The sequence below is a fragment of the Comamonas sp. Y33R10-2 genome (assembly GCF_019355935.1).
Lineage (GTDB): Bacteria > Pseudomonadota > Gammaproteobacteria > Burkholderiales > Burkholderiaceae_C > Comamonas.
Genome location: NZ_CP079925.1, coordinates 3,345,332 through 3,369,121, shown reverse-complemented (window position 1 = coordinate 3,369,121; position 23,790 = coordinate 3,345,332). Strand labels below are relative to the sequence as shown.

Sequence of the window (23,790 nt, the reverse complement as noted above, 5' to 3'; positions counted from 1 at the left end):
ACTCCACGCCAATGAGTTTGCACACAGCCTACCCGCGCCCCGATAAGTCAGCCCTGCTGCTGGCGGTATCGGCCATGGGCGTTGTGGTGCTGGCCTCTAACATCCTCGTTCAGTTCGCCATCAATGACTGGCTGACTTGGGGGGCCATCACCTACCCGTTTGCCTTTCTGGTCAGCGAGCTGGTGAACCGGCGTTTTGGCCCGGCGCAAGCCAAGCGCGTGGCATGGGTAGGTTTTGCGGTCGCAGTGCTCGCCTCGGCCCTGCTGGCTCCGCCGCGCATTGCGGCGGCCTCAGGGCTGGCGTTTGCCTGCTCGCAGATGCTGGATATTTCAGTGTTCGACAAGCTGCGCCACAGCCACTGGTGGCGCGCGCCGCTGATTGCCACGGTGCTTGCCGCCTGTCTGGATACCGCAGTCTTTTGGAGCATTGGCTTTGCTGGCGAAGACCTGCCGTGGGTGACTTGGGCACTGGGTGATCTAGGTGTCAAGCTGGCTTTGGGCGTGTGCCTGCTGCTGCCATTTCGCCTACTGATGGGGCGCGCAAACGCTGCGCCCCAATCTTGACTTAGCGACGCGGGCCCCAACGACCGCCGCCGCCATGCCAACCACGCGGGCCATGATTCCAGCCACCGGCATTCCAGCCGTAACCGGGGCGAGGCGGCATAGACCAGCGACCGGGGTTCCAGTTGTAGCGGCCACCGCCCCAGCCCCATGAGCCGCCAATCCATACATAGGCAGGCGACGGTGCAATCGGTATCACTTCAGTGCGCAGAGGCGGCGGTGCCATTGGCGCATAGACATCGCCGACCATGACCTCGTTGCCATAGCTCGAATAGCCAGGGTAAGCCGGAGCTACCACACAGCCGCCAAGCAAGGCCGCAGCCCCACCCAGCAACAAGGCGGGCAACAGGCGGCGGGTTGAATTTTGAGACAGAAGAGGCATAAGCACTCCTAAAGATACAAGCCTACATCTACAACGCAAAAGCCCCTGCCATTTGTTGACAGGGGCTTGTGAAGGCTGCGTAAAGAGCTGCTAGGGCCGTTTACATATCAGCTTGCAATTCACCTGCGGTTAGCGCGCATTTTGCAGCGCAGCAATACGCTCTTCAAGTGGGGGGTGGGTCGAGAACAGTTGACCAATACCACCGGCAATGCCCATGGCAGCCACACTCTTGGGCAGCTCGCCGGGGTGCATGCCACCCAGACGGGCCAGCGCATTCATCATGGGCTGGCGGTTACCCATCAGCTGTGCAGCGCCCGAATCGGCACGGAATTCACGCTGACGCGAGAACCAGGCCACGATGATGGCGGCGACAAAGCCAAACAAAATGTCCAGCACCACGGTAGTGATCATGTAGCCAATGCCGGGGCCAGAGCTGTTTTCATCGTTCTTGCGCAAAAAGCTATCCACTGCGTAGCCAATCAGGCGCGACAAGAAGACCACGAAGGTGTTCATCACCCCTTGAATCAGCGTCATGGTGACCATGTCGCCGTTGGCGATGTGGGCCACTTCGTGAGCAATCACGGCTTCGACTTCTTCACGAGTCATGCCTTCGAGCAGACCGGTAGAGACAGCGACCAGCGCCGAGTTCTTGAAAGCACCCGTGGCAAAGGCATTGGGCTCACCTTCATAGATACCCACCTCAGGCATGCCAATACCGGCCTTGTCCGCAAAGCCGCGCACGGTGTTGACGATCCAAGCCTCATCCGCATTGCGGGGCTCGTTAATGATCTGCACGCCCGAGGTCCACTTGGCCATGGGCTTGGAGATCAGCAGCGAAATAATCGCGCCACCAAAGCCCATGATGAAGGCAAAGCCCAGCAGGGAGCTCATATTGAGGCCATTGGGGCCAATGTAGCGGTTGACGCCCAGCAAGCTGGCGACAATGCCCAGCACCGCCACAACGGCGATGTTGGTCAAAAGAAATAAGGCAATACGTTTCATCGAGGATGTACTCCACACAGAGGACAAAATGACCCAAACCCTTGATGCTTCGCCTGTGTGCAGCGAATGCTTATCAAGCCAGCTTTTTGCTGCCCGTACCGATTGTTATGGTGCTTATGCGGTACGCGAGGCTCGGAATACTAAAGAGTCATCATAGAAGGAAAAGTTCTGGTTTTGCAGGCACCAGCCCGGGATTCCTAATACGGGAATGGGTAGATAGGGTTTATTCACCAGATTGCAAGATGCGCTGCGCAACTGCTCGCTCAACCACGCATCCGCGGCCTCCACCGTACACATTGCTGGTGCTTGCACCATCGGCACGCAAATCACATGCGCCGTGATCGCCTTGCGCGGCTGCACCAGCTTTTCCAGCAAGGCGTGGCCAATGGGCAAGAATTGAGCCTGCGCCCACAGCTCGCGCTGGTGCACAAACAAGTCCTGCCAACGTTTTTCTCGCAATGCATCGCACAAGGCCTGTGGCGCCAGCAGCAAGCCGCCGTTTTCATCTAGCACCGTGATCGAGTCACGCAAGCGGCCCCGCTGTGCGCCCACGCCTTGGCTCTCAATCTCGCCCGCCTGCAGTGCATTGAGTTGCTGCTTGAGATTAGGCCAATGCAGCCAGATTAAGCCGTTAAAGAAGTCATGCAAATTGTTGCGAGTGGGAATGCAGCGCTGGTTGCAAATAAAGGCCTCATACGCTTGGCCTACAGGCAACTGCTGCTGATCCACAAACTGCCAGCCCGGCAGCAAACCATGCGCCTGCTTCACATATTGCAAGCCGCTGGCCACTGTCGCACCAGCCTGCACCAGCCCATGCGCCTGTTGGCCCAGCTCTCGCAGCGCAGCAAGCCACGGGGCCTGCCAGTCAATACGCCAATCCGTTGCCTGCTCAGCAGCCAAGTTATCCACAGCGGTCAATGCGCTACCTCATCACCCGTCGCCCGTTTGTCGCGCACCGCTACGCGGGCCGTGCCTTCATCGCGCAACTCAAACACCTGAGTTGCGGCCATGAGCTTGGTCAGCGAGGCATAGCCGTAATTGCGCGCATCAAAAGAGCGTTTGTTACCGATATGGGTGCCTACATCGCTGATGCGTGCCCAGCCGGTTTCATCTTGCATGGCCTTGATGGCGTCGCGCAACATGGCGATCAGTGGCCGGTCCTCACGCAGCAGATGTGATGGCACCCGCAAACTGGCACAAGCTGGTGGCTCAATGTCTGTACCGCCTGTAGGCATAGCATGGCTGGTGGACTGCGCAGGCTTGCGCGCTGCAGCATCGGCTTCTTGCAATGCGTCTTGGGAATCGCGGCGATCGCTGCGGCTGGTGATGCCATCGCCCAGCTCCAGCAAAGCATCAAAGTACAGAAAGCGGGAGCAGGCGTTCACAAAAGCGCGCGGCGTCTGCGCGGCGCCAAAGCCATAGACGGCAGCGCCCTTGGCGCGCAGATGCATGACCAGTGGAGTGAAATCTGCATCGGAGGAGACGATGCCGAAGGCGTCCGGCTTTTCCGTATAGAGCAACTCCATCGCATCTACCGTCATCGCCATGTCGGTAGCGTTCTTGCCTTTGGAGTAATCGAACTGCTGCATGGGCCGCACGGCATTTTCCAGCAGCTTGCTCTGCCAGCCATTCAGGCCCGGTTTAGTCCAGTTGCCATAGGCGCGGCGAATGTTGATGAGGCCGAAGGTGGACAACTCTGTCAGGATTTCATCAATCATCTCTGCGGGCGCATTGTCCGCGTCGATCAACAAGGCAATGCGAGACTGAATAGCATCTGTCATGGGTTCTCCCCTTTGGCACACATTCATACCGTACAAGCAATACGGCCCAGCGCTGCGAAGCAGCGGCCACGGGCCAGCAATGCGCAGCGTTACTTGCCCATCTTATTGACTTGTGCTGCAGCCAACTCACTTTGTTTTTTCACCTGCTCGCACGAGCTTTTCTGCTGCGCGGCCGGCATACCAGCCCAGCGCTGGCTGAACTGGGTCTGGGCTGCTGCGTAAGCTGCGTCATAGGCCTTAGCATCTGCGCCCTGCTCCAGCATCGCCTCACGCTGCTGCTTCTGAGAGGCATCGATCTCACCAGCAGTCAGATGTTTGCAGGCCTTGGCCATCTCGGTCATGGAAGCGGCAAAGCCCACCAGTTTTTTGGTGCTCTCATCCAATGGTGCAGCGCCAGCGGTTGCAGTGAAAAAACAGGTAGCAGCCACTACAGCCCAAGTGTGTCGAACAGTCATCACATCCCTCCCAGAAATGGTTGATTCATCAGATACATGCCGTATTTGCTTACACGACCGCGGCATCTTAGAAGCATGCTTGCCATTCACCTCACGCGCTTACTTCTACTCACATTTACAGATTGCAAACAACAAGGCTTCCCGATATGAAAAAAAAGGAGCAGGCAGCCCTACTCCTTTCTTATTTTCACAGCCTGATCGCCTAGAAATCAAGCTGACTTCAAGGCATCTTGCTACCTTTTTTAATCCAGCATCTTCCAAGGCAACGCATCACCAAAGCGCAGCGGCTTGAGCTGGGCGCCTTCGCCGTACTCAAAGCTCACAGGCGGTGTCCAGCTCTCTTTGATCAAGGTAATGGTGTCGGTATTGCGCGGCAGGCCGTAGAAGTCTGCGCCATTAAACGATGCAAAGCCTTCGAGTTTGTCGAGCGCACCGACGGCATCGAACACTTCGGCATACATCTCAATAGCGGCGTGGGCGCTGTAGCAACCGGCGCAACCTGTAGCAGCTTCCTTCAAGTGCGCAGCGTGCGGTGCGCTGTCCGTACCCAAGAAGAACTTGGTGCTGCCGCTGGTAGCGGCCTGAACCAATGCCAAACGGTGGGTTTCGCGTTTCAAAACTGGCAGGCAGTAAAAATGCGGGCGCACGCCGCCCAAAAAGATGGCGTTGCGGTTAAACAGCAAGTGCTGGGGCGTGATGGTGGCGGCCAGAAATTGGTCAGCCGCTGCCACGTATTCGGCAGCTTCCTTGGTCGTCACATGCTCCATGACGATCTTGAGCTCAGGAAAGTCCGTGCGCAGGGGCATGAGCTGCTGCTCGATAAACATGGCCTCGCGGTCAAACAAGTCAACGCTCTGATCGGTGACTTCACCGTGAACCAGCAACACCAAACCTTCGCGCTGCATGGCTTCGAGCGTGGGGTAAATTTTGCGCAGATCGGTCACGCCGTGGTCGGAATTCGTCGTGGCACCGGCGGGGTACAACTTACAGGCCACCACACCAGCAGCCTTGGCACGCACGATTTCATCGGGGCCCAGGTTATCCGTGAGATACAGCGTCATCAAAGGCTGGAATTGGCTGCCTGCGGGCACGGCCGACAGAATGCGATCGCGGTAAGCAATGGCCAGCTCAGCCGTAGTCACTGGCGGCTTAAGGTTGGGCATGATGATGGCGCGGCCCATCTGGCGGGCGGTGTGCGGCACCACACAGCGCATGGCATCGCCATCACGCACGTGCAAGTGCCAATCATCGGGGCGGGTGATCGTGAGTGTCTGAGTCATGAGCCCTATTCTCCCACCATCGCCGCCCGCAACTTCTGGCTTACGCCAGTGCAGGCTTCTCTATTGGCGACCGCTGGCTTTCAGGGCCAAAATCCTCAAGAATGGAGCAAAGGAGGATGCAGCATGTCTATTCCTCAACGCCAACCAGCAGGGCCCATTCATACCGACTTTCTGAGCGCCAGCGATGCAGGGCGCCTCGTCGCTCACGTTGGCATCACCCAAGTGCTGCGCCTGATGGCAGAGGCCATAGAAGCCGATTTTGGGCGCTGGCAAGACTTTGACAAAAGCGCGCGCACCGCCGCTCATTCAGCGTATGGTGTGATCGAGTTAATGCCTGTAGCGGATGCACAAGACTACGCCTTCAAATACGTCAACGGCCACCCGCTCAACCCCAGCCACGGCCTGCCCACGGTGATGGCGTTTGGCGCACTGGCCGATGTTGCCACCGGCATGCCGCGCTTTGTGAGCGAACTCACGCTGACCACGGCTTTGCGCACTGCCGCCACCTCGGTCATGGCGGCACGCCACCTCGCCCGCGCCAACAGCCGCAGCATGGCGCTGATCGGCAATGGCTCGCAAAGCGAATTCCAAGCACTGGCCTTTATGGAAATGCTGGGGGTGAGAGAACTCCGCCTGTTTGACATTGACCCTGGCACCACTCAAAAACTGCTACGCAACCTCCAGCCTTTTTTGCCGCAGTTTGCTGCCACGGTCCACATTTGCACCAGCGTGCAAGATGCCGTAGCAGGCTCGGGCATTGTGACCACCGTCACTGCAGACAAAACCCGCGCCACCATCATCTCCGGTCATCTGCTGGAGCCCGGAATGCACATTAACGCCGTGGGCGGTGACTGCCCGGGAAAAACCGAATTCGATGCATCCGCCTTGCAGCGTGCACAGGTCTTTGTGGAGTACGAGCCGCAAACACGCATTGAAGGCGAGCTGCAGCAAATGCCAGCCGACTTTGCAGTGACCGAGCTGTGGCGCGTGGTTCAGGGGCTTGAATCAGGGCGCACGACGCCTGAACAAATCACCTTGTTTGACTCCGTGGGTTTTGCACTCGAAGACTATTCAGCCCTGCGCACCATGCATGACCTCGCCCATCGCTTCGGCCTGCTGTCGCAAATTGAGCTAGTGCCATCGCTGGCCGACCCCAAGGATTTATTCGCCATGGTGCGCCAAGAACAAGGCGCGCAAGTCATCAACTTGGCGAAACGTAAATCCGCCTGACCATGAACCACACCCCATCGTTCACCTCTGAAAGCCAAGCTATGCAAGCCACTTTGATTGGAATCCCCACCGATGTGGGTGCATCGCGGCTGGGCGCTGCTATGGGGCCTGATGCTTTGCGCGTTGCCCAACTGGCCCCTGCGCTTGAGCGGCTAGGGGTTGCCGTTAATGACGTAGGTAATCTTGCCGGCCCCGCCAACCCGCGTGGCGAGCGCGATGCGCAGGGAATGCGCAACTTGGCCGAATGCCTGTGCTGGAACCAGATCGCGCATGACGCCATACTCGATGTGCTGCAACAAAACCGCCTACCTATCATGCTGGGCGGCGACCATACGCTGGCCACAGGCTCCATCAGCGCCGTAGCACGGCACTGCCGCGACACGGGCAAGCGCCTGCGCGTTCTATGGCTTGATGCGCATTCGGACTGCAACACACCCGAAAGCTCACCTAGCGGTAATCTACACGGCATGCCAGTGTCGAGCCTGTGCGGGCTGGGGCCTGCGGAGTTGGCATCACTGTCAGGCGTAGTGCCAGCTCTGCCCGCTTCGGCCTTTTGCCAGATTGGACTGCGTAGCGTTGACACCAGTGAGAAACTGATGATTCGCGAACTGGGGCTGGAGGTTTACGACATGCGTGCCATTGATGAGCTGGGCATGCGTGAAGTCATGCGCCGCGCGCTGGATGGGCTGCTAGGCAGCGAAGGCGAAAACACTCACCTGCATCTGAGCTTTGATGTGGACTTTCTTGACCCCGATATTGCGCCCGGCACCGGCACTGCGGTACGCGGGGGCCCCACTTACCGTGAGGCCCAGTTGTGCATGGAAATGATTGCCGACACGGGTCGCCTAGCGTCGCTAGACATTGTGGAGCTGAACCCTGCCCTTGATTTACGCAACCAGACGGCCGAGCTGGTGGTGGATTTGGTGCAGAGTCTATTTGGCCAAAGTGTGTTGATGAGAGACACCCCCTGAGGCGCTTCGCGCCTTCCCCACTAGGGGGGCGACAGCATCGCTGCGGGGCGGCCCTTGCTTACTGTCTCTGGGTTGAATTTCGTCAGTTTTGGGGCATAAAAAAGGCGCTCTTTCGAGCGCCTTTTGCTGCCTGTTCACTGCATTAGTGCTGCAGGATTTTGGCCAAGAATTCTTTGGTACGCGGCTGGCGGTTTTCGGGGTGACCGAAAAATTCATCCTTGCTGCAGTCTTCCAAAATCTTGCCGCCCACATCCATAAAGATCACGCGGCTGGCCACCTTGCGGGCAAAGCCCATTTCGTGGGTCACGCACATCATGGTCATGCCTTCGTTGGCCAAGCCCATCATGACGTCCAGCACTTCGCCGACCATTTCAGGGTCAAGCGCGGAAGTGGGCTCGTCAAACAGCATGACGATAGGGTCCATAGACAGCGCACGGGCAATCGCCACACGCTGCTGCTGGCCACCCGACAGCTGACCAGGGAACTTGTCCTTGTGAGCGGTCAGGCCCACACGGTCCAGCATCTTCAGGCCACGGGTTTTCGCATCGGCTGCGCTGCGGCCCAGCACCTTCATCTGCGCGATGGTCAGGTTCTCTGTCACCGACAGGTGGGGGAACAGCTCAAAGTGCTGGAACACCATGCCCACGCGGCTGCGCAGCTTGGGCAGGTTAGTCTTGGGGTCGTGCACCGCAGTGCCGTCCACAAAGATCTCCCCCTTTTGGAAGGGCTCCAGCGCGTTGATGGTCTTAATCAAAGTGGATTTTCCCGAACCAGAAGGTCCGCAAACCACCACCACCTCACCTTTGTTGATGTTGGTGGAGCAATCGGACAGCACCTGAAAGCTGCCGTACCACTTAGAAACGTTCTTGAGTTCAATCATTTTTTAACTCCGACTCGTGTCAGTTATCCATCACAACGCCCGCAGCAGCGGAGCCATCTATACGGGCGCCCAGCAAGGGCCGTCCCGCAGCAAAGGCTGTCATCCCCTTCAAGGGAAAGGCACGAAGCGACTCAGGGGGTGTCATCGAATAATCGCTATTTTTTTATGCAACTGCTTGACGATCCACGACAGTGCAAAGCAGATCACAAAATAAGTCGCGGCGGCTGCCAGATAGGACTCGATAGGGCGACCGTAGTTCTTACCCGCAATCTCGAAGCCCTTGAGCATGTCGTAGGCGCCAATGGCATAGACCAGCGAGGTATCTTGGAACAAGATGATGGTCTGTGTCAGCAGCACGGGCAGCATGTTGCGGAAGGCTTGAGGCAGCACCACCAGACGCATGTTCTGGCCGTAGGTCATACCCATAGCTTGACCCGCATGGACCTGACCGCGTGGAATGGACTGGATACCGGCGCGCATGATTTCAGAGAAATACGCCGCCTCAAACGCCACAAAGGTAATGATGGCCGAAGTTTCTGCGCCGATAGGCTTGCCAATGATCATTGGCATCAGCAGGAAGAACCACAAAATCACCATCACCAGCGGGATGGAGCGCATGCCGTTGACATAGATTACAGCCGGAACTTCCAGCCACTTCTTGCCCGACAAACGCATCAGCGCCAGCAACGTACCAAAGAGAATGCCGCCCAGTGTGGCAATCACTGTCAGGGTCAAGCTGAACACCAGGCCCTTGGCCACAAAATTGGTGTAAAGATCCCAAGAGAAAAACGACCAGTCGAGGTTGAGATTCATATCAATGGCCTCCACCGCTAGCTGTAATCAGGCCGGGAACGCGTGAGCGCTTCTCAATAAAAGCCATGATGCGGTTAATGACGAAGGCGGAAATCATATACAGAGCCGTGACAGCAAGGTAGACCTCAACGCCACGCGCAGTTTCTTCCTGTGCCTGCATGGCGAACATGGTCAGTTCAGCCACCGACACAGCAAACGCTACGGAAGAATTTTTGAACACATTCATCGCTTCGCTAGTCAGCGGCGGAATGATGATGCGAAACGCCATTGGCAGCAGCACATAGCGATAGGTTTGGAACGTAGTAAAGCCCACTGCCAAACCCGCATAGCGCTGGCCACGCGGCAAAGCTTGAATGCCTGAACGCACTTGCTCTGCAATACGCGCCGACGTAAAAAAGCCAATCGCAAACACCACCAGCACAAAGCCAGGTAATGACTTCAGCGCAGGCACCATGGCCGGAATCACGTGATACCAGATGAACACCTGAACCAGCAAAGGAATATTGCGGAACAGCTCCACCCAGGCGTTGCCTAGGCGCACGATCCACGGGCGATCAGGCAAAGTACGCAAAGTACCAATCACAGCGCCCAAGACCAGTGCAATCACCAGCGACAGCAAAGCCACTGACACTGTCCAGCCCCAGGCGGACATCATCCAATCCAAGTAGGTGATGTCGCCGTTTTTACCAAAACAGCTCTGCCCGACCTCTTGGGTAATGGTGTCCTGACAGAACACCTGCCAATCCCAACTCATACGAGCACCTCTTTCTATTGTTAGTTAATGAGGGCAAACACTCACACCACTCTTCTTAACAAAAAAACCCCTTCAAACCGCGTGGCAGAAGGGGCGGTTCACCAATCAGGTGAGATTATTTAACTTCGTAAGCTTCCATGGGCTTGTCATTGGGGTGCGCCCATGCATCCTTAGTTGCAGCCGACAAAGGCAAGCCAACCTTCACATTGTTCGGTGGGATAGGTTGCATGAACCACTTGTCATACAGCTTGGTCAAAGAGCCATCCTTAATCTGACGCACGATGGATTCGTCCACAGCTTTCTTGAAAGCAGGGTCATCCTTGCGCATCATGCAGGCGATGGGTTCCACCGACAGCACTTCGCCCACAACCTTGTAGTCGGCCGGAGCCTTGGACTTGGAGATGTTGGCAGCCAAGATGGAGCCGTCCATGATGAAGGCGTCGGCACGACCGGTTTCCAGCATCAAGAAGCTGTCCGCATGGTCCTTGCCCATAACTTCCTTGAAAGTCAGGCCATCAGCGCGCTTGTTCTTGCGCAGGGTCTGCACGGAAGTAGTACCAGTCGTTGTGACGATGGTCTTACCGTTCAGATCTTTAATGCTGGTAATGCCGGAGTTTGCACGTGTAGCAATGCGCACTTCTTCCACATATGTGGTGACAGCAAAAGCTGCGTCTTTCTGACGAGCTGTATTGTTAGTAGTGGAGCCGCACTCGATGTCCACGGTGCCGTTTTGCACCAAAGGAACACGGTTTTGCGAGGTCACAGGCTGGTACTTCACTTCCAAAGCTGTCAAACCCAATTGTTTCTGAACGTCCTTCAGAATGCGCTCGCCCATTTCGGTGTGGAAGCCCACGTATTTGCCGTTGCCAAGGGTATAGCCCAGACCGGACGACTCACGCACGCCCAGAGTGACGCTGCCCGAAGACTTGATCTTGGCCAGTGTGTCGTTGGCCTGTGCAAACACGGTACCAGCGGCCAGTGCGGTTACTGCGATGGCTAACAATTGCTTCTTCATATGAATCTCCTATTGGTAAGGATCAAAAATGCTTGTCATTCATTAACGTCCTGCCCTTTTTGGGGGGAGACAAGCAATATTAATGAACGTTTCGCACCCATTGTGCAGTCATGAAGAGGGCTGCAATACAAAAATTTCTAAGACTTTACCCGCATGGAGAATGCATATGCACGCACTCACTATCGGAAAAATCAAGCTTGCAAAGCAACACCACTTTTTGCGCAAGGTGCGAACTCTAATCCTTAAGCCACTTTGATGGCTAATGCCGATGGCAAAAATCCTTATGTTCTACTTGCATATTTAGGGTTAACCGCATGCATGAAGTACGGGTTAACACTTACAAAACTAACAACCTACAGCTTCAGCTTTCCAAAAATGACAAAAGGGCCTAAAGGCCCAGTTGAATAAAACGCGCCAAGCGCTATACAGCTATACCGCTTTAACGTCACCGTTGGCTGTCTCGCTTTGTTCCTTCAAGAAGGCCCAAAGTGCAGCCGCCCCACCCTGAGGCGCATCACCCTGAGGCTTTTCACGGTAGGCACGCACTTCCATGTCCATTTGAAAGCCGTTCATGCCCTCTGGCACAGCTCGCACCAAACGGCCCGCCTCAAGATCGCCTCGCACTGCGCTGTAAGGCAAGAAAGCAACGCCATGGCCTTCAAGCGCCATGGCCTTGAGGCCTTCGGCCATATCGGTTTCATAGACGCGCTCAAGGTGAACGGCCTCAGAAGACTCTTTAAGAATCAGCTCCGTCACACGGCCCAAATATGCACCTGCGGCATAGCCCAAATAAGGCAAAGGCTGGCCTTGTTGGCCCGGCAGCGTAAAAATGGGGTTGCCATCCGCGTCAGGCTTGGAATAGGCAGCCAGCACCTCATGGCCCAAGCTGACCATTTCATAGCGCGCAGGGTCGAGCTGAAATGGCTGGGAAGAGTGGTAGTACGCAATCAGCAGATCACAACCGCCTTCAACCAATCGCATCACCGCATCATGCACATTGAGCGCAAACAAGCGGCTGCGGAACGGCCCAAATTTCTCGTGTACCGCTGAGACCCAATTGGGGAAAAAGGTAAACGCCAATGTATGTGGCACAGCAAAGCCCACCATACCCTTGCCCGCGCTGACATGAGCGCGCAGCATGGAGCGAGTGCTTTGCAGGGACTGCAGTACTTCTAGCGCCTGCTCATACATGGTCTTGCCTGCAGGTGTCAGGCGAGTGGGGTAGGAGCTGCGGTCAACCAGATCCGCTCCCGCCCAAGCCTCCAGCGCCTGAATGCGGCGTGAAAAAGCGGGCTGCGTAACGTGGCGCAACTGGGCCGAGCGGCTGAAACTGCGCGTTTCAGCAAGGCTGACAAAATCTTCAAGCCATTTGGTTTCCATAGTCCCCCATTATCCGCTGCCCTGCACCAAAGTCGTGCGACTGAGTTAATCCTTATGAGCTAGTTAGCGCAGTCAACACAGTCAATGCCCTTCAGCCATCACAAAACTCCTGCCTTTCTTTTCTACTTCAGCGACTCCAACAAACACTAGGGTAATGCCTGCCATCCGATGTAAGTCTGGAGATACAGATCACTTGATAATCTTCCTTGCATCTAACCGATGTGTTGACTTCTCCATACCATCTCGGTGCACAACGCTGTGAAGGCCAAGGACAACATTAAGAGCATTTCATTGAATACGCGCAGATCACGCCATCTCAATGAGTTGCCCTGATCCCTATGTGCTTTCTGACTTCCTGCGTTCATGTCCTCCACTCCTCCCGAGACCGATGCTGCTGCCAGCACTGGCGCTGCCTCCAATGAGCCCCGCTCCCTTTGCATCGAAGACTGGCTGACGGTCATCATCATGGCGGCCCTCGCCCTGATTACCTTCGCCAATGTTCTGGTGCGCTATTTAACCAACTCCTCCTTTGCCTGGACCGAAGAGATCTCCGTCTTTTTAATGATCTTGCTGGCCTTGGTTGCAGGCTCTGCCGCCGTGGCGCGCAATCTGCACATTCGCATCGAATTCTTTGCCGAAGGCGGCTCTGCGGCCCGCCGTAAATCACTGGCCCGCTTTGGCTCGCTCATGATGGCGCTGCTGTTTGCCCTGATCGCCGTGCTTAGCGTGCGCGTGGTCTGGGATGACTTCCGCTATGAAGAAACATCACCCGGCATTGGCTTGCCGCAGTGGTGGTATTCCATCTGGCTGCCCGTCGTCTCTGCGCTAATTACGTTGCGCGCTCTGGGTCTGTTCATTCGCCAAGGCAAGAGCGGCGCTTTCAGCGAAGAGCCCGTTGAAAAAGACCATAGCAAGGAGATCGCATGATTGCTACCTTGCTGTTTGTGGCCTTTCTGGGCCTGATGTTCATTGGCGTTCCCATTGGCGCGGCGCTGGGGCTGGCTGGGGCCGCCGCTATTGCGCTGGCCAATGCGGATACCCAGTGGTTTGGCCTGCTGGCCGTGCCGCAGAACTTCTATGCCGGTCTGGGCAAATATCCGCTGCTGGCCATTCCCATGTTTGTGCTGGTGGGCTCGATTTTTGACCGCTCTGGCGTGGCCTTGCGACTGGTGAACTTTGCCGTCGCCATCGTGGGGCGTGGCCCCGGCATGCTGCCGCTGGTCGCCATTGCCGTGGCCATGTTTCTGGGCGGCATCTCGGGCTCTGGCCCGGCCAATGCAGCGGCTGTCGGCGGCGTGATGATTGCGGCCATGAGTCGCGCCGGCTACCCCAAGAGCTTCTCGGCCAGCGTGGTTGGCGCAGCGGCAGCCACCGACATCCTGATTCCACCCTCGGTTGCCTTCATCATCTACTCCGTGCTGGTACCCGGCGCTTCAGTGCCTGCGCTGTTTGCTGCGGGCATGATCCCCGGCATTCTGGCCGGTGTGGCGCTCATCATTCCCGCCGTATGGATGGCGCGCAAGCACAAGATGGGCGCTCTTGAAGCGTCCATGCCTCGCCCAGAATTCTGGAAAAGTCTGCGCGAAGCGGCCTGGGGTCTGGCTGCACCGGTGCTGATTCTGGGCGGCATGCGCATGGGCTGGTTCACGCCGACAGAGGCTGCCGTGGTGGCAGTGTTCTATGGCCTGTTCGTCGGCATGGTGATTCACCGCACCATCGGCGTGCGCGACCTGTTCCCCATCTTGCGCGAGGCGGGCGAGCTGTCCGCCATCATTTTTCTGGTGGTTTCACTGGCCGGCATCTTTGCCTTCTCGCTGTCCACTCTGGGCGTAATTGACCCGGTGGCGAACGCCATCGTCAACTCCGGCCTCGGCGAGTATGGCGTGCTGGGTCTGCTGATCCTGCTGCTGATCACCGTGGGCATGTTTCTGGACGGCATCTCGATCTTCCTGATCTTTGTGCCGCTGCTGCTGCCCATCATGAATCACTACCAGTGGGACCCTGTCTGGTTCGGCGTGATTTTGACGCTCAAGGTCGCGCTGGGCCAATTCACCCCGCCGCTGGCCGTGAACCTGATGGTCAGTTGCCGCATTGCCGGCGTGCGCATGGAATCCACCGTACGCTGGGTGGGCTGGATGCTGCTGTCCATGTTCATGGTGATGATTCTGGTCATCGCCTTCCCGCAACTGGCGCTTTGGTTACCCGCAAAGCTTGGTTACTAACCCCTTGAGCGGCTTGGCCGCCTCCCTTTAGTCCTTCGATAAAGGGGACGACACCAGAGCGCCGGGGCGGCCCTTTGCGCGGTGTCTGCTGACATGAATCATGCCTATTCAAAACGCAGTGCACTCAGGCAAGCCAGCACTGCAAGATTTTTTAAAAGGAGACAAACCCCATGAAACTTCGCACCTTCCTCGCATCCGCTGTGGCGACTGCTGCCGCTCTAGCTTTCGCATCACCTATGGCCATGGCCCAAACCAAGTACAAGAGCGAATACCGCATGTCGCTGGTGCTGGGCACCGCCTTCCCATGGGGCAAGGGCGGCGAGCTGTGGGCCGACAAGGTGCGCGAGCGCACTCAGGGCCGCATCAACATCAAGCTCTACCCCGGCACATCGCTGGTGCAAGGCGACCAAACGCGTGAATTTTCCGCACTGCGCCAAGGCGTGATTGATATGGCTGTGGGCTCGACCATCAACTGGTCGCCTCAGGTAAAGTCGCTGAACCTGTTTTCCCTGCCCTTCCTCTTCCCCAACTTCAAGGCGGTGGATGCGGTAACGCAGGGTGAAGTCGGCCAAGAAATTTTCAAGACACTGGACAAAGCTGGCGTGGTGCCACTGGCTTGGGGTGAAAACGGCTACCGCGAAATCTCCAACTCCAAGCACGCCATCAAGACGCCTGCCGACTTGAAGGGCATGAAAATTCGCGTCGTCGGCTCGCCTCTGTTCCTAGACACCTTCACCGCGCTGGGCGCCAACCCCACGCAAATGAGCTGGGCTGATGCGCAACCGGCCATGGCCAGCGGCGCCGTCGATGGTCAAGAGAACCCACTGGGCGTTTACATGGCCGCCAAGCTGCAGTCCGTGGGCCAAAAGCACCTGACCATGTGGGGCTACATGAACGACCCACTGATCTTCGTCGTCAACAAAGACGTGTGGGCCAGCTGGACGCCTGCTGATCAAGCCATCGTCAAGCAAGCCGCGTTGGACGCAGCGAAGGAAGAAATCGCCATCGCCCGCAAGGGCCTGATTGAGGCCGACAAGCCTCTGCTCAAAGACCTGGCCGGACTGGGCGTGACCGTCACCACCCCCACAGTCACTGAGCGCGATGCCTTTGTGAAAGCCACACGCCCTGTGTTTGACAAGTGGAAGAGCCAGATCGGTGCACCGCTGGTCGAAAAGGCTGAAAAAGCCATTGCTGCAAGCCAGAAGTAAGCCCCCTGAGCGGCTAGGCGGCCTTCCCCCAAGGCGGACAAAACCTTCGCGGCGGGGCGGCCCTTGCTAAAACGCGTTAGTTCTGATCGCAGAATGAAAAAATCCCCGTTCGGATCACTCCGGTGGGGATTTTTTGATACTTAAATGATAGCTACAAGTCCTGAATATTCAATGGATTCAATAAAAAATTCATTCAAACTCAATGTAAATTCGTGACAAGTAGCTTCTAAATCAATAGCATCATGCAACCGGCGACACCAGTGGTTTACCCTCCAGATGGCAGCGCATATTGGCGATGAATCGGTCCACAGAGTTCTGCACCGCCTCAGGCGACCAGCCGCTCACATGCGGGGTCAGCACAACAGCGTCTAGGTCTATCAACTCCTGCGGCGGCAGCGGCTCGCTCTCGTATACGTCAAGGCCGGCACCAGCCACGCGGCCTGCGCGCACAGCATCGGCAAGCGCCTTGGTATCCACGACTGAGCCGCGTGCAATATTCACCAACACGCCTTTTTCACCCAGCGCATTGAGCACCTCCGCATTGATCAAATGCCGAGTCCCCGCGCCGCCGGGCGTAGCCACCAGCAATACATCAGCCCAAGCAGCCAACGTCAGTACATCGTCAAAGTACGGATAGCTGACGCTCTCTTTAGGCTTGCGATTGTGATAACCAATCGGCATATCAAACGCCGCTGCACGTTTCGCTATTTTTGTGCCAATCGCACCCAGACCCACAATGCCTAAACGCTTGCCAGACACATTGGCCGGCAGCGGTAAGGCCGAGCGCCAAACACCAGCGCGCGTGGCCTTATCCAGCTTCACAATGCCGCGCACGGCGGCAATCAGCAAACCCATAGCGTGGTCAGCCACGCATTCATCATTGGTTCCTGCGCCGTTGCCCACGGCAATGCCATGCGCCTTGGCATAGGTCACATCAATGTTTTCGTAACCCGCGCCCATGGCGCACACCAGCGACAGCTTGGGCATGCGCTGCATCTGCGCCGCAGACAGGCCAGAAGCACCAATCGTGCACACGCATTGCACGCGTGCGCCGTGCGCCGCAATCGCAGCTTCGGCCTGATCAGCCTCGGGCGCGTAGATCACATCAAAAGCGGGAAACGTTTGCTCCATCTGTTGGAGATGGACAGGAACTTGCAGATTGAGAACGAGCAGAACAGGCTTCATGACGGACGAAGATGCAGGCATTCCCTCAGAACGGCAACACCTGTGAACAATAAAACCCACATTGTGAATGCGTGCGCAGCCGCAACATTCGTGAAAAGCACATTCACCATCAAGCCTGCTGCGGGACTACCGACGACAGAGGCTTGATCGACTTAGCTGCGCCAAAGTATAGAACCACGCCTTGAGGTGAAATCTTCACCACCTGTCTTGCCTGCAAAACGACACAGACTTGCTGGGGCGTCATATCCTGAGCCGTAGAAGGATTGAAATGCGTTGCAATCACCTTCATCAAACCTTCGCGGTGCGAAGGCAAGTTGGGCGACATTTTTTTCAGCGACGCCTCTACTTTCTTTGCAATATGACTGACTGCCTGCTTGGGCTTTGCGCCAGTCTGCACGGCAACTTTGAATTGAGATTTCGCAGCTGGTTGAGTCCGCTTTTCTTTGTTCGCTTTAGCCCCGACACCCGCTTCGGTCTTCAATATTGGTTTGACGGCAGGCTGCTCTTTTCTGATCTTTTTGCGAGCGATTTGCGTAGAGGAGACAAGGGAGGCAGAAACAGGTTTTGCCAACTCAGGCACCAATGCCGCACTGGACATAGTGGCCTCAATGCCTTGGTACTTCACATCACCGTTATCCACATCTCGCATGACAGTGCCATAGAGCTGCAGCACTTTGCAGGCTTTTTCCGCAAGATCACTCTTGTTTGCAACGCGCTCCACAATTAGGCTTTGCGCCAAAAGAAGCAGCGCCGTCCAAGTCGCAGGTCGCTGATCCACGGGCAGCCAACTGAGCCTATTCTTCACGCGAAAAGCAATCCGCGCCGATGTAGGCTCCGCTGCAGGTAAAGGCGGCGTCAACTCCGCAGGTCGCGAAGCGACTGTTTTGAGCTTTAGCGGTTTTGTTTTCAGCGGCTCGGCTGGCTTCGATTCGACTGGAACCACCTTTTTGGCAGGCTTGTAATACTCAGCCCGCATCGCATGAAATTCCAGCTTTCGCGCATGTTCCAGCATGGGCTCGTAGCCCTTGTCGTTAGACACCACCACAAAGCGCGCGCCGGGCTGGCGAGCCATCAAATAGCCTGCGTAATAGCTCAACTGAAAGTCCAGCGCATTTTTGCCAGAGCCTGTGCGCTCGACCAATGTCACACTGTTGGAGCCATAGACTTTCTTATGTTGCTCCACATCCATGCGTTGCGCCGGCGGATGAAATAGCCAAACGTCCGTTCCCTCTGGCACCAACTGCTTCAAAGCTGCAGCGTCTGGCTTCACATTCTCCCAATCCACCAACAGATGCACCTTGGGGGCAGGTGGGTCTGCCTGCGGGTGCTTGGCTGGATGCTTGTGCGCATTTTTGATGAGCTTTTTCTCGACCGCTTCTTCAATATCGATACCTGTTTTATCGGCAATTTGCAGCAAGTAGAGCAGCACATCGGCGATTTCATCAGAGACTTTTTCTCGATCTCCCGGAGCTTGGGTCAGGGTGTGAGATTGCGCCGTTGTCAACCACTGGAAAAGCTCCAGCAGCTCCGCGGATTCCACCATCAAGGCCATCGCTAAGTTCTTGGGCGAGTGAAAAGACTCCCAATCTCTGGCTGCAGCAAAGTCGCGCAGCCTTTTTTGCATGGCCTTGATGTTCATACCTATCTCTCCCTTTATTTTTTTGCTCTCAATGCAGTCCGCTCAGGCGTCTGTCACCTCACCTGCATTTTGCAGATTCCACATGCTGGCATAGCGTCCCCCCGCAGCCAATAGTTCCTCATGCGTACCCCGCTCGATGACGCGGCCGCTGTCCATGACCAGAATCTCATGCGCCTCAACCACGGTGGATAAGCGGTGCGCAATGACCAGCGATGTCTTGCCTTGCGCAGCGCTGCGCAGCTCATTTTGAATGGCGCGTTCGTTGGCGCTATCCAAGGCCGATGTGGCTTCATCAAAAATCAGGATGGGCGGATTTTTCAGCAATGTACGGGCAATGGCCACGCGCTGCTTTTCACCGCCAGAGAGCTTGAGGCCACGTTCACCCACACGCGTGGCGTAGCCCTGCGGCGTAGCCTCAATAAAGTCGTGAATTCGCGCGGCTTTAGCGGCTGCTACGACCTGCTCGTGCGAAGCACCCGGCTGGCCATAGGCGATGTTGTATTCCACCGTGTCATTGAACAGCACGGTGTCCTGCGGCACTATGCCTACCGTGCGGCGCACGCTGGTCTGGGTCACATCGCGAATATCTTGGCCCGCAATGCGCACATGGCCGACTTGCACGTCATAAAAACGAAACAGCAAGCGTGCCAGCGTGCTCTTGCCGGAGCCGGAAGGGCCCACCACAGCCACAGTTTTGCCAGCCGGAATGGTGAAGCTCAAATCGTGCAGGATGGGTCGTGCCGGGTCGTACGCAAACTGCACGTTTTCAAAGCGCACTTCAGGCGGTTGATCATTCAGCTGCAGAGGCTGCGCACTGGGTGCATCGGCGACTTCGCGGTCTTTATCCATCAGCGTGAACATGCGGTTCAGATCGGTCAGGCTCTGCTTGATTTCGCGGTAAATCACACCCAGAAAATTGAGCGGAATATAAAGCTGAATCATGAAAGCGTTGATCATGACCAGATCGCCTAACGTCAGGCGACCATCCACCACGCCCTGCGTGGCGCGCCACAGGATGGCGACCAGCGCCGTGCCAATGATGAGTTGCTGACCGGCATTGAGCATGGACAGCGTGGTCTGGCTCTTCAGGCGCACGCGGCGAAGCTTTTCTAGGTTCTCGTCGTAGCGTTCGGACTCGAAAGCTTCGTTGTTGAAGTACTTCACAGTCTCGTAGTTCAGCAGCGAATCAATGGCCTTGGTGTGCGCTGCAGACTCTTGCGCATTGGCTTCTTTGCGAAAGCGCGTGCGCCACTCAGTCACTGTGACGGTGAAGGTGATGTAGAAAACTAGCGCCGCCAGCGTGATGATGGCAAACCAGACATCAAAACGCACCGCCAAAATGCCCAGCACCAGCAGCATTTCAATCAGCGTTGGCAGGATGGAGTAAAGCGAATACGAGATCAGCGATTCGGTGCTGCGCACGCCGCGCTCGATATCGCGTGTCATGCCGCCCGTTTGGCGCTCTAAGTGAAAGCGTAAGCTTAACGCATGAAGATGCTGAAAAGTCGACAGCGCAATCGAGCGCGAAGTTCCCTGCGTGGCCTTGGCAAAGACCAGATCACGCAGCTCGGTAAACATGGTGGTTGAAAAGCGCAGCAGACCATAGGCCAGCAGCAGCCCCACGGGCACGACCAGTACCGCCTGCGCCTGACCGGGCTTCATGTCCAGCGCATCGACCAGATACTTAAGCAAGACAGGCACACCCACATTGGCCAGTTTGGCACCCAGCATGAACAGCAGCGCCGCCAGCACGCGCCACTTGTATTGCAGGATGAAAGGGATGAGGCGGCGCAGCGTGGCCGAGTCGGGGTTGGGCGCCGCTATTGCAGCTTCTTCTGGGGTTGTATGTGACCGTGAACGCATTGTGGGGAGGTATCGCCTTGCAGGCAGTCTGAAGCTCGGTAGAAGGCTTCTATTTCTATGACGGGAATGGGAACGCCTGCGAATTCTGCCTGCCCCATCACTTTTCCGCTAATCAAACCCAAGGTAAACGGCTGAAGCAGCTTCCTGTCATAGTGGCCCGGCCCGCAGGCCATGAAAAACGATGCCTCACGCGGCCAGCCCCAGATGATCTTGGGGCTGAGTTCCGCATACAGCATGACCACGCAGTCACGCTCACCTTTAACAGCCTCGATTGTGCGCAAACCACCGCCCCAGCAAACGCGCTTGCCGTTTGCGCTGGCAGCCAGTGCTTGCGTGGGAATGAGTGCCGAAAATGGCCCCGGCTGCTCCTGCGCCTGGGCGTTTGTCAATCGATCGGGATGACAGAGCTCGGAAGTACCACTCAATCCTTGCGACAGTTGCTGTGCAGGATCATTTTTCTGGTCATATACGACGGGTGAAATGCCGCAGCCCGCCAGCACTAGGCACAACACCCCATACAACGACCACGAAAGCAGATTCATAGTTACCACCTACTCACTTTCCTGAACCGGCGTCATTGGTATTTTTCAGCGCCCTAGTAGAAACCCGAAGTTGAAGCACAATTCCACCTTTACCTCTGTGCCCGCGACATCCATGCCACCTCGTCCCAACCTTCCCCCTCAGCCTTTGCCCGAAGACAAAGAGTTGGTACTCAAAGTCGTCCCCATGCCTGCCGATGTCAATGCCAATGGCGACATCTTCGGCGGCTGGGTAATGGCTCAGGTGGACTTGGCAGGTTCTGTGCTGCCCCAGCGCATCAGTCACACCCGCATGGTGACGGTAGCAGTCAACGAATTCATCTTCAAGCAGCCCGTGCGTGTGGGCGACATTCTGTCGTTTTACGCCGGGGTGCTGAAAGTGGGCCGCACCTCGGTAACCGTGAATGTGGAAGTGTTTGCCGAACGTTTCTCCGACCAAGGGAAGTTCGTCAAGGTGACTGAAGCCCGCCTGACTTATGTCGCCATTGATGCCACCGGCAAGCCGCAAGAACTGCCCGACACCGAACAGACGCGCGCTTGGCGCGAAGCGTTGCTGGCGCAAGAAAAAAACACGCCTGAGCAAAGCTGAGTCTTTTCTTCAGCCCACAAAAAAGCGACTTCACGAGTCGCTTTTTTGTGGGCTGTGCGCTGAAGTTCAGGCTACTTAGGCAACAGAGGCAATGCTGCTGACTTCAACCGACTTGGCTACCGCGCTCAAGCCGCCAGTCGAAATACTCGATTTAGGCTTATTAACGGGTGCTGAAGTACCAGGGCCCGCTTCAATCTGACCCGTTAGCTCACCGCCCTCTTCAATCACAACCTTGCCGTAACGAATATTGCCACTGACCTTGCCAGTGCCGTAAATCACCAGCTTTTCGCGCACAGTCAACGAGCCTTCGAAGCAGCCATGAATCTCGGCTACATCGATTTCTGCCGTGCCATGAAAAGCGCCGCGCTCCGCAATCTTGATGACGCGTGAGTTCATCGTGGCCTCAACCGTGCCTTCCACCACCAGCGTGTCGCAGTCGGTAATTTCTACGCCCTTGAGCTTGATGTTGGGTCCCACGGTGAGCTGGCTGCCCACAGTTTCTTCAGTCGTAGTTCCAGTTGCAGCAGGCGGTGTTACGGGTCGCATATTGCTCGATGCCGGTACACCCAGGCCGGAGTTATTCAACGTACCCACCGAAGGAAGCCCCGTCGCGGAATTGCGGGAAGAAAAAGTATCGTTATCGCGTTTACCGAAAAACGGGTTTTGCACAGCCATGGCAGGAGCCTCCTTGTCAGAAAACGCCGATCCTACGCAGCATCAATGACTATATTTGCCGTCATCTCGCAAGAACAGTAAGCAAAGCTTTCACAAGTTTCAGTTACTTTCATGCATTGCTTCATTTCACACCATGCAATATTTAGCTGCATCTAGGTAAGTGTTAAGTTGCCTATTTTTAAAGCATTTCACGCCTCAGGTCGACGATCAACAAGGATAAGGCGCTCTCTTTTTAGGAGAGCTTTGGAGAAACGAGATAAATCACGGTATCTGCCGATAACGACTCATCAGCAAAGAAGTGCTAATTCACCTAGGTATTGGAAAGATCTGAGCTGAGTGATTTCGAGCACTTGCTGTTGATGCAATAAAAAAATCGCCCAAAAGAGGGCGATTTTTTATCTGGTCATTAAGTGACGCTTTTGATGAAAGCGTCATCCTTCGCTGCGCTCAAGCCAGCTTCGCCGGCCTGGATTTCAGCACTTGCTGAAGGAGAGATGACCGCTTTTGATGAAAGCGTCACTCTCGCTTCGCTCGTGCTGCTTACGCAGCCTCCAACCTCAGCACTTGCTGAAGTCCGGATGACGTTTTTCCATAAACGATGTCAGGGCTTCTTTGGCCGCAGGCTCGCGCAGCATGCGGGCGAAGACTGCGCCTTCTTCCACAATGCGCTCGCTCACAGCCTTGGCTTGGCCGCCCTTCATCAAACGCTTGGTTTCGATCAGCGATGACAGGGGCTTGCGCGCCAGCTTCTTGGCTTGGGCTTGGGCCACGCCGTTGCATTCATTGGGTGGCACCACGCGGTTGACCAGGCCCACTTCCAGTGCGGCTTCAGCCAAGAAGGGCTCGCCCAGCAGCAGTGCTTCGGCTGCGCGGTGGTAGCCCAGCATTTGCGGCAGCAGCAGGCTCGATGCAGCTTCGGGGCAAACGCCCAGGTTGATAAAGGGCAGTGAAAAGGCTGCGTTATCACCTGCATAAACCAAGTCGCAATGCAGCAGCAGCGTGGTACCAATGCCTACGGCTGGGCCGCAAACGGCTGCAACCAATGGCTTAGGAAAAGCCGAGACTTCTTGCAGAAAGCGCCACACCGGAGCATCAGCTCCCATGGCGCCGGGTGTCGATGCTTGCTTGAGAAAATCTGCAATATCGTTGCCCGCGCTGAAGATGGCAATGTCGCCCTGAAACACCACCACGCGCACGCCAGCGTCGGTCTTAGCGGATGCCAGTGCATCTGCCATCTGCGTGTACATGGCTTCAGTGAAGGAGTTTTTCTTCGCTGCGCGGTTAAACGTGATGGTGCAAACACCTTCTTCGGTGTGCACCAGAATGTCTTGGTTATCTTGGGTATTGCTCATGGTCTTACCTTGTTG

The 23,790-nt window shown here is 56.4% G+C and carries 24 protein-coding genes; 7 read left to right on the top strand and 17 right to left on the bottom strand.

Going from position 1 to position 23,790, the window contains the following annotated elements; genetic code table 11:
* Positions 1 to 11 precede the first annotated feature (11 nt).
* A complete protein-coding gene (locus tag KUF54_RS15200) occupies positions 12 to 563 on the top strand; it encodes a VUT family protein (protein WP_219343600.1) in 552 nt (183 codons plus the stop codon).
* Position 564: 1 nt separating this feature from the next.
* Here the strand turns inward: KUF54_RS15200 and KUF54_RS15195 are convergent, their stop codons facing one another.
* The 6 genes from KUF54_RS15195 to pyrC form a co-directional block, all read right to left on the bottom strand.
* Positions 565 to 942, bottom strand: coding sequence for a YXWGXW repeat-containing protein (locus tag KUF54_RS15195; protein WP_219343599.1), 378 nt, complete (start codon positions 940 to 942; stop codon positions 565 to 567).
* Between the two features lie 129 nt (positions 943 to 1,071).
* Positions 1,072 to 1,944 (bottom strand): protease HtpX, encoded by an 873-nt coding sequence (htpX, locus tag KUF54_RS15190; protein ID WP_219343598.1) that lies wholly within the window; start codon positions 1,942 to 1,944, stop codon positions 1,072 to 1,074.
* Positions 1,945 to 2,058: 114 nt separating this feature from the next.
* Positions 2,059 to 2,853, bottom strand: coding sequence for a DUF3025 domain-containing protein (locus tag KUF54_RS15185; RefSeq protein WP_219346429.1), 795 nt, complete (start codon positions 2,851 to 2,853; stop codon positions 2,059 to 2,061).
* A 5-nt stretch (positions 2,854 to 2,858) separates the two neighbouring features.
* The gene (locus KUF54_RS15180) at positions 2,859 to 3,725 is read right to left on the bottom strand and encodes an NYN domain-containing protein (protein ID WP_219343597.1); all 867 of its coding nucleotides are present in this window, start codon (positions 3,723 to 3,725) and stop codon (positions 2,859 to 2,861) included.
* An 89-nt stretch (positions 3,726 to 3,814) separates the two neighbouring features.
* Positions 3,815 to 4,180, bottom strand: coding sequence for a hypothetical protein (locus KUF54_RS15175; RefSeq protein WP_219343596.1), 366 nt, complete (start codon positions 4,178 to 4,180; stop codon positions 3,815 to 3,817).
* A 242-nt stretch (positions 4,181 to 4,422) separates the two neighbouring features.
* Positions 4,423 to 5,460, bottom strand: coding sequence for a dihydroorotase (pyrC, locus tag KUF54_RS15170; RefSeq protein ID WP_219343595.1), 1,038 nt, complete (start codon positions 5,458 to 5,460; stop codon positions 4,423 to 4,425).
* Between the two features lie 123 nt (positions 5,461 to 5,583).
* On the opposite strand from pyrC, the gene KUF54_RS15165 reads away from it, so the two are divergent.
* Complete coding sequence (locus KUF54_RS15165) at positions 5,584 to 6,690, top strand: ornithine cyclodeaminase (RefSeq protein ID WP_219343594.1); 1,107 nt, start codon at positions 5,584 to 5,586, stop codon at positions 6,688 to 6,690.
* A gap of 2 nt (positions 6,691 to 6,692) precedes the next feature.
* Positions 6,693 to 7,661, top strand: coding sequence for an arginase (gene rocF, locus KUF54_RS15160; RefSeq protein ID WP_255576154.1), 969 nt, complete (start codon positions 6,693 to 6,695; stop codon positions 7,659 to 7,661).
* Positions 7,662 to 7,803: 142 nt separating this feature from the next.
* On the opposite strand, the gene KUF54_RS15155 is transcribed toward rocF, so the two are convergent.
* From KUF54_RS15155 to KUF54_RS15135, 5 genes are all read right to left on the bottom strand, one after another.
* On the bottom strand, positions 7,804 to 8,541 hold the full coding sequence (locus tag KUF54_RS15155) for an amino acid ABC transporter ATP-binding protein (protein ID WP_219343593.1): 738 nt from the start codon (positions 8,539 to 8,541) through the stop codon (positions 7,804 to 7,806).
* Positions 8,542 to 8,682: 141 nt separating this feature from the next.
* A complete protein-coding gene (locus KUF54_RS15150; RefSeq protein ID WP_219343592.1) occupies positions 8,683 to 9,354 on the bottom strand; it encodes an amino acid ABC transporter permease in 672 nt (223 codons plus the stop codon).
* Position 9,355: 1 nt separating this feature from the next.
* Complete coding sequence (locus KUF54_RS15145; protein WP_219343591.1) at positions 9,356 to 10,108, bottom strand: amino acid ABC transporter permease; 753 nt, start codon at positions 10,106 to 10,108, stop codon at positions 9,356 to 9,358.
* 115 nt (positions 10,109 to 10,223) lie between these two features.
* Positions 10,224 to 11,123, bottom strand: a complete 900-nt coding sequence (locus tag KUF54_RS15140) for a transporter substrate-binding domain-containing protein (RefSeq protein ID WP_219343590.1) — start codon at positions 11,121 to 11,123, stop codon at positions 10,224 to 10,226.
* Positions 11,124 to 11,552: 429 nt separating this feature from the next.
* A complete protein-coding gene (locus KUF54_RS15135; protein ID WP_219343589.1) occupies positions 11,553 to 12,503 on the bottom strand; it encodes a LysR substrate-binding domain-containing protein in 951 nt (316 codons plus the stop codon).
* A gap of 363 nt (positions 12,504 to 12,866) precedes the next feature.
* Here KUF54_RS15135 and KUF54_RS15130 point away from each other — a divergent pair, with 363 nt between their 5' ends.
* The 3 genes from KUF54_RS15130 to KUF54_RS15120 all read left to right on the top strand — a co-directional run bounded on the left by KUF54_RS15130 (position 12,867) and on the right by KUF54_RS15120 (position 15,933).
* Positions 12,867 to 13,430 (top strand): TRAP transporter small permease, encoded by a 564-nt coding sequence (locus tag KUF54_RS15130; RefSeq protein WP_219343588.1) that lies wholly within the window; start codon positions 12,867 to 12,869, stop codon positions 13,428 to 13,430.
* Positions 13,427 to 14,725 (top strand): TRAP transporter large permease, encoded by a 1,299-nt coding sequence (locus KUF54_RS15125; protein ID WP_219343587.1) that lies wholly within the window; start codon positions 13,427 to 13,429, stop codon positions 14,723 to 14,725. The genes KUF54_RS15130 and KUF54_RS15125 overlap by 4 nt, the downstream gene beginning before the upstream one ends.
* Positions 14,726 to 14,895: 170 nt before the next feature.
* Positions 14,896 to 15,933, top strand: coding sequence for a DctP family TRAP transporter solute-binding subunit (locus KUF54_RS15120; protein ID WP_219343586.1), 1,038 nt, complete (start codon positions 14,896 to 14,898; stop codon positions 15,931 to 15,933).
* A 240-nt stretch (positions 15,934 to 16,173) separates the two neighbouring features.
* Here the strand turns inward: KUF54_RS15120 and KUF54_RS15115 are convergent, their stop codons facing one another.
* From KUF54_RS15115 to KUF54_RS17465, 4 genes are all read right to left on the bottom strand, one after another.
* On the bottom strand, positions 16,174 to 17,118 hold the full coding sequence (locus KUF54_RS15115) for a 2-hydroxyacid dehydrogenase (RefSeq protein WP_219343585.1): 945 nt from the start codon (positions 17,116 to 17,118) through the stop codon (positions 16,174 to 16,176).
* Between the two features lie 109 nt (positions 17,119 to 17,227).
* Entirely contained in the window at positions 17,228 to 18,757 is a 1,530-nt protein-coding gene (locus tag KUF54_RS15110; protein ID WP_219343584.1) for a nucleotide pyrophosphohydrolase, read from the bottom strand.
* Between the two features lie 42 nt (positions 18,758 to 18,799).
* Positions 18,800 to 20,620 (bottom strand): ABC transporter ATP-binding protein/permease, encoded by a 1,821-nt coding sequence (locus KUF54_RS15105; RefSeq protein WP_219343583.1) that lies wholly within the window; start codon positions 20,618 to 20,620, stop codon positions 18,800 to 18,802.
* Positions 20,578 to 21,162, bottom strand: coding sequence for a hypothetical protein (locus KUF54_RS17465; protein WP_255576153.1), 585 nt, complete (start codon positions 21,160 to 21,162; stop codon positions 20,578 to 20,580). Before KUF54_RS17465 ends, KUF54_RS15105 begins: the two co-directional genes overlap by 43 nt.
* Positions 21,163 to 21,274: 112 nt before the next feature.
* Here KUF54_RS17465 and KUF54_RS15095 point away from each other — a divergent pair, with 112 nt between their 5' ends.
* Positions 21,275 to 21,748, top strand: a complete 474-nt coding sequence (locus KUF54_RS15095) for an acyl-CoA thioesterase (RefSeq protein ID WP_219343582.1) — start codon at positions 21,275 to 21,277, stop codon at positions 21,746 to 21,748.
* Between the two features lie 75 nt (positions 21,749 to 21,823).
* On the opposite strand, the gene KUF54_RS15090 is transcribed toward KUF54_RS15095, so the two are convergent.
* Entirely contained in the window at positions 21,824 to 22,423 is a 600-nt protein-coding gene (locus KUF54_RS15090) for a polymer-forming cytoskeletal protein (RefSeq protein ID WP_219343581.1), read from the bottom strand.
* Positions 22,424 to 22,980: 557 nt separating this feature from the next.
* The gene (locus KUF54_RS15085) at positions 22,981 to 23,775 is read right to left on the bottom strand and encodes an enoyl-CoA hydratase (RefSeq protein ID WP_219343580.1); all 795 of its coding nucleotides are present in this window, start codon (positions 23,773 to 23,775) and stop codon (positions 22,981 to 22,983) included.
* Between the last annotated feature and the right edge of the window lie 15 nt (positions 23,776 to 23,790).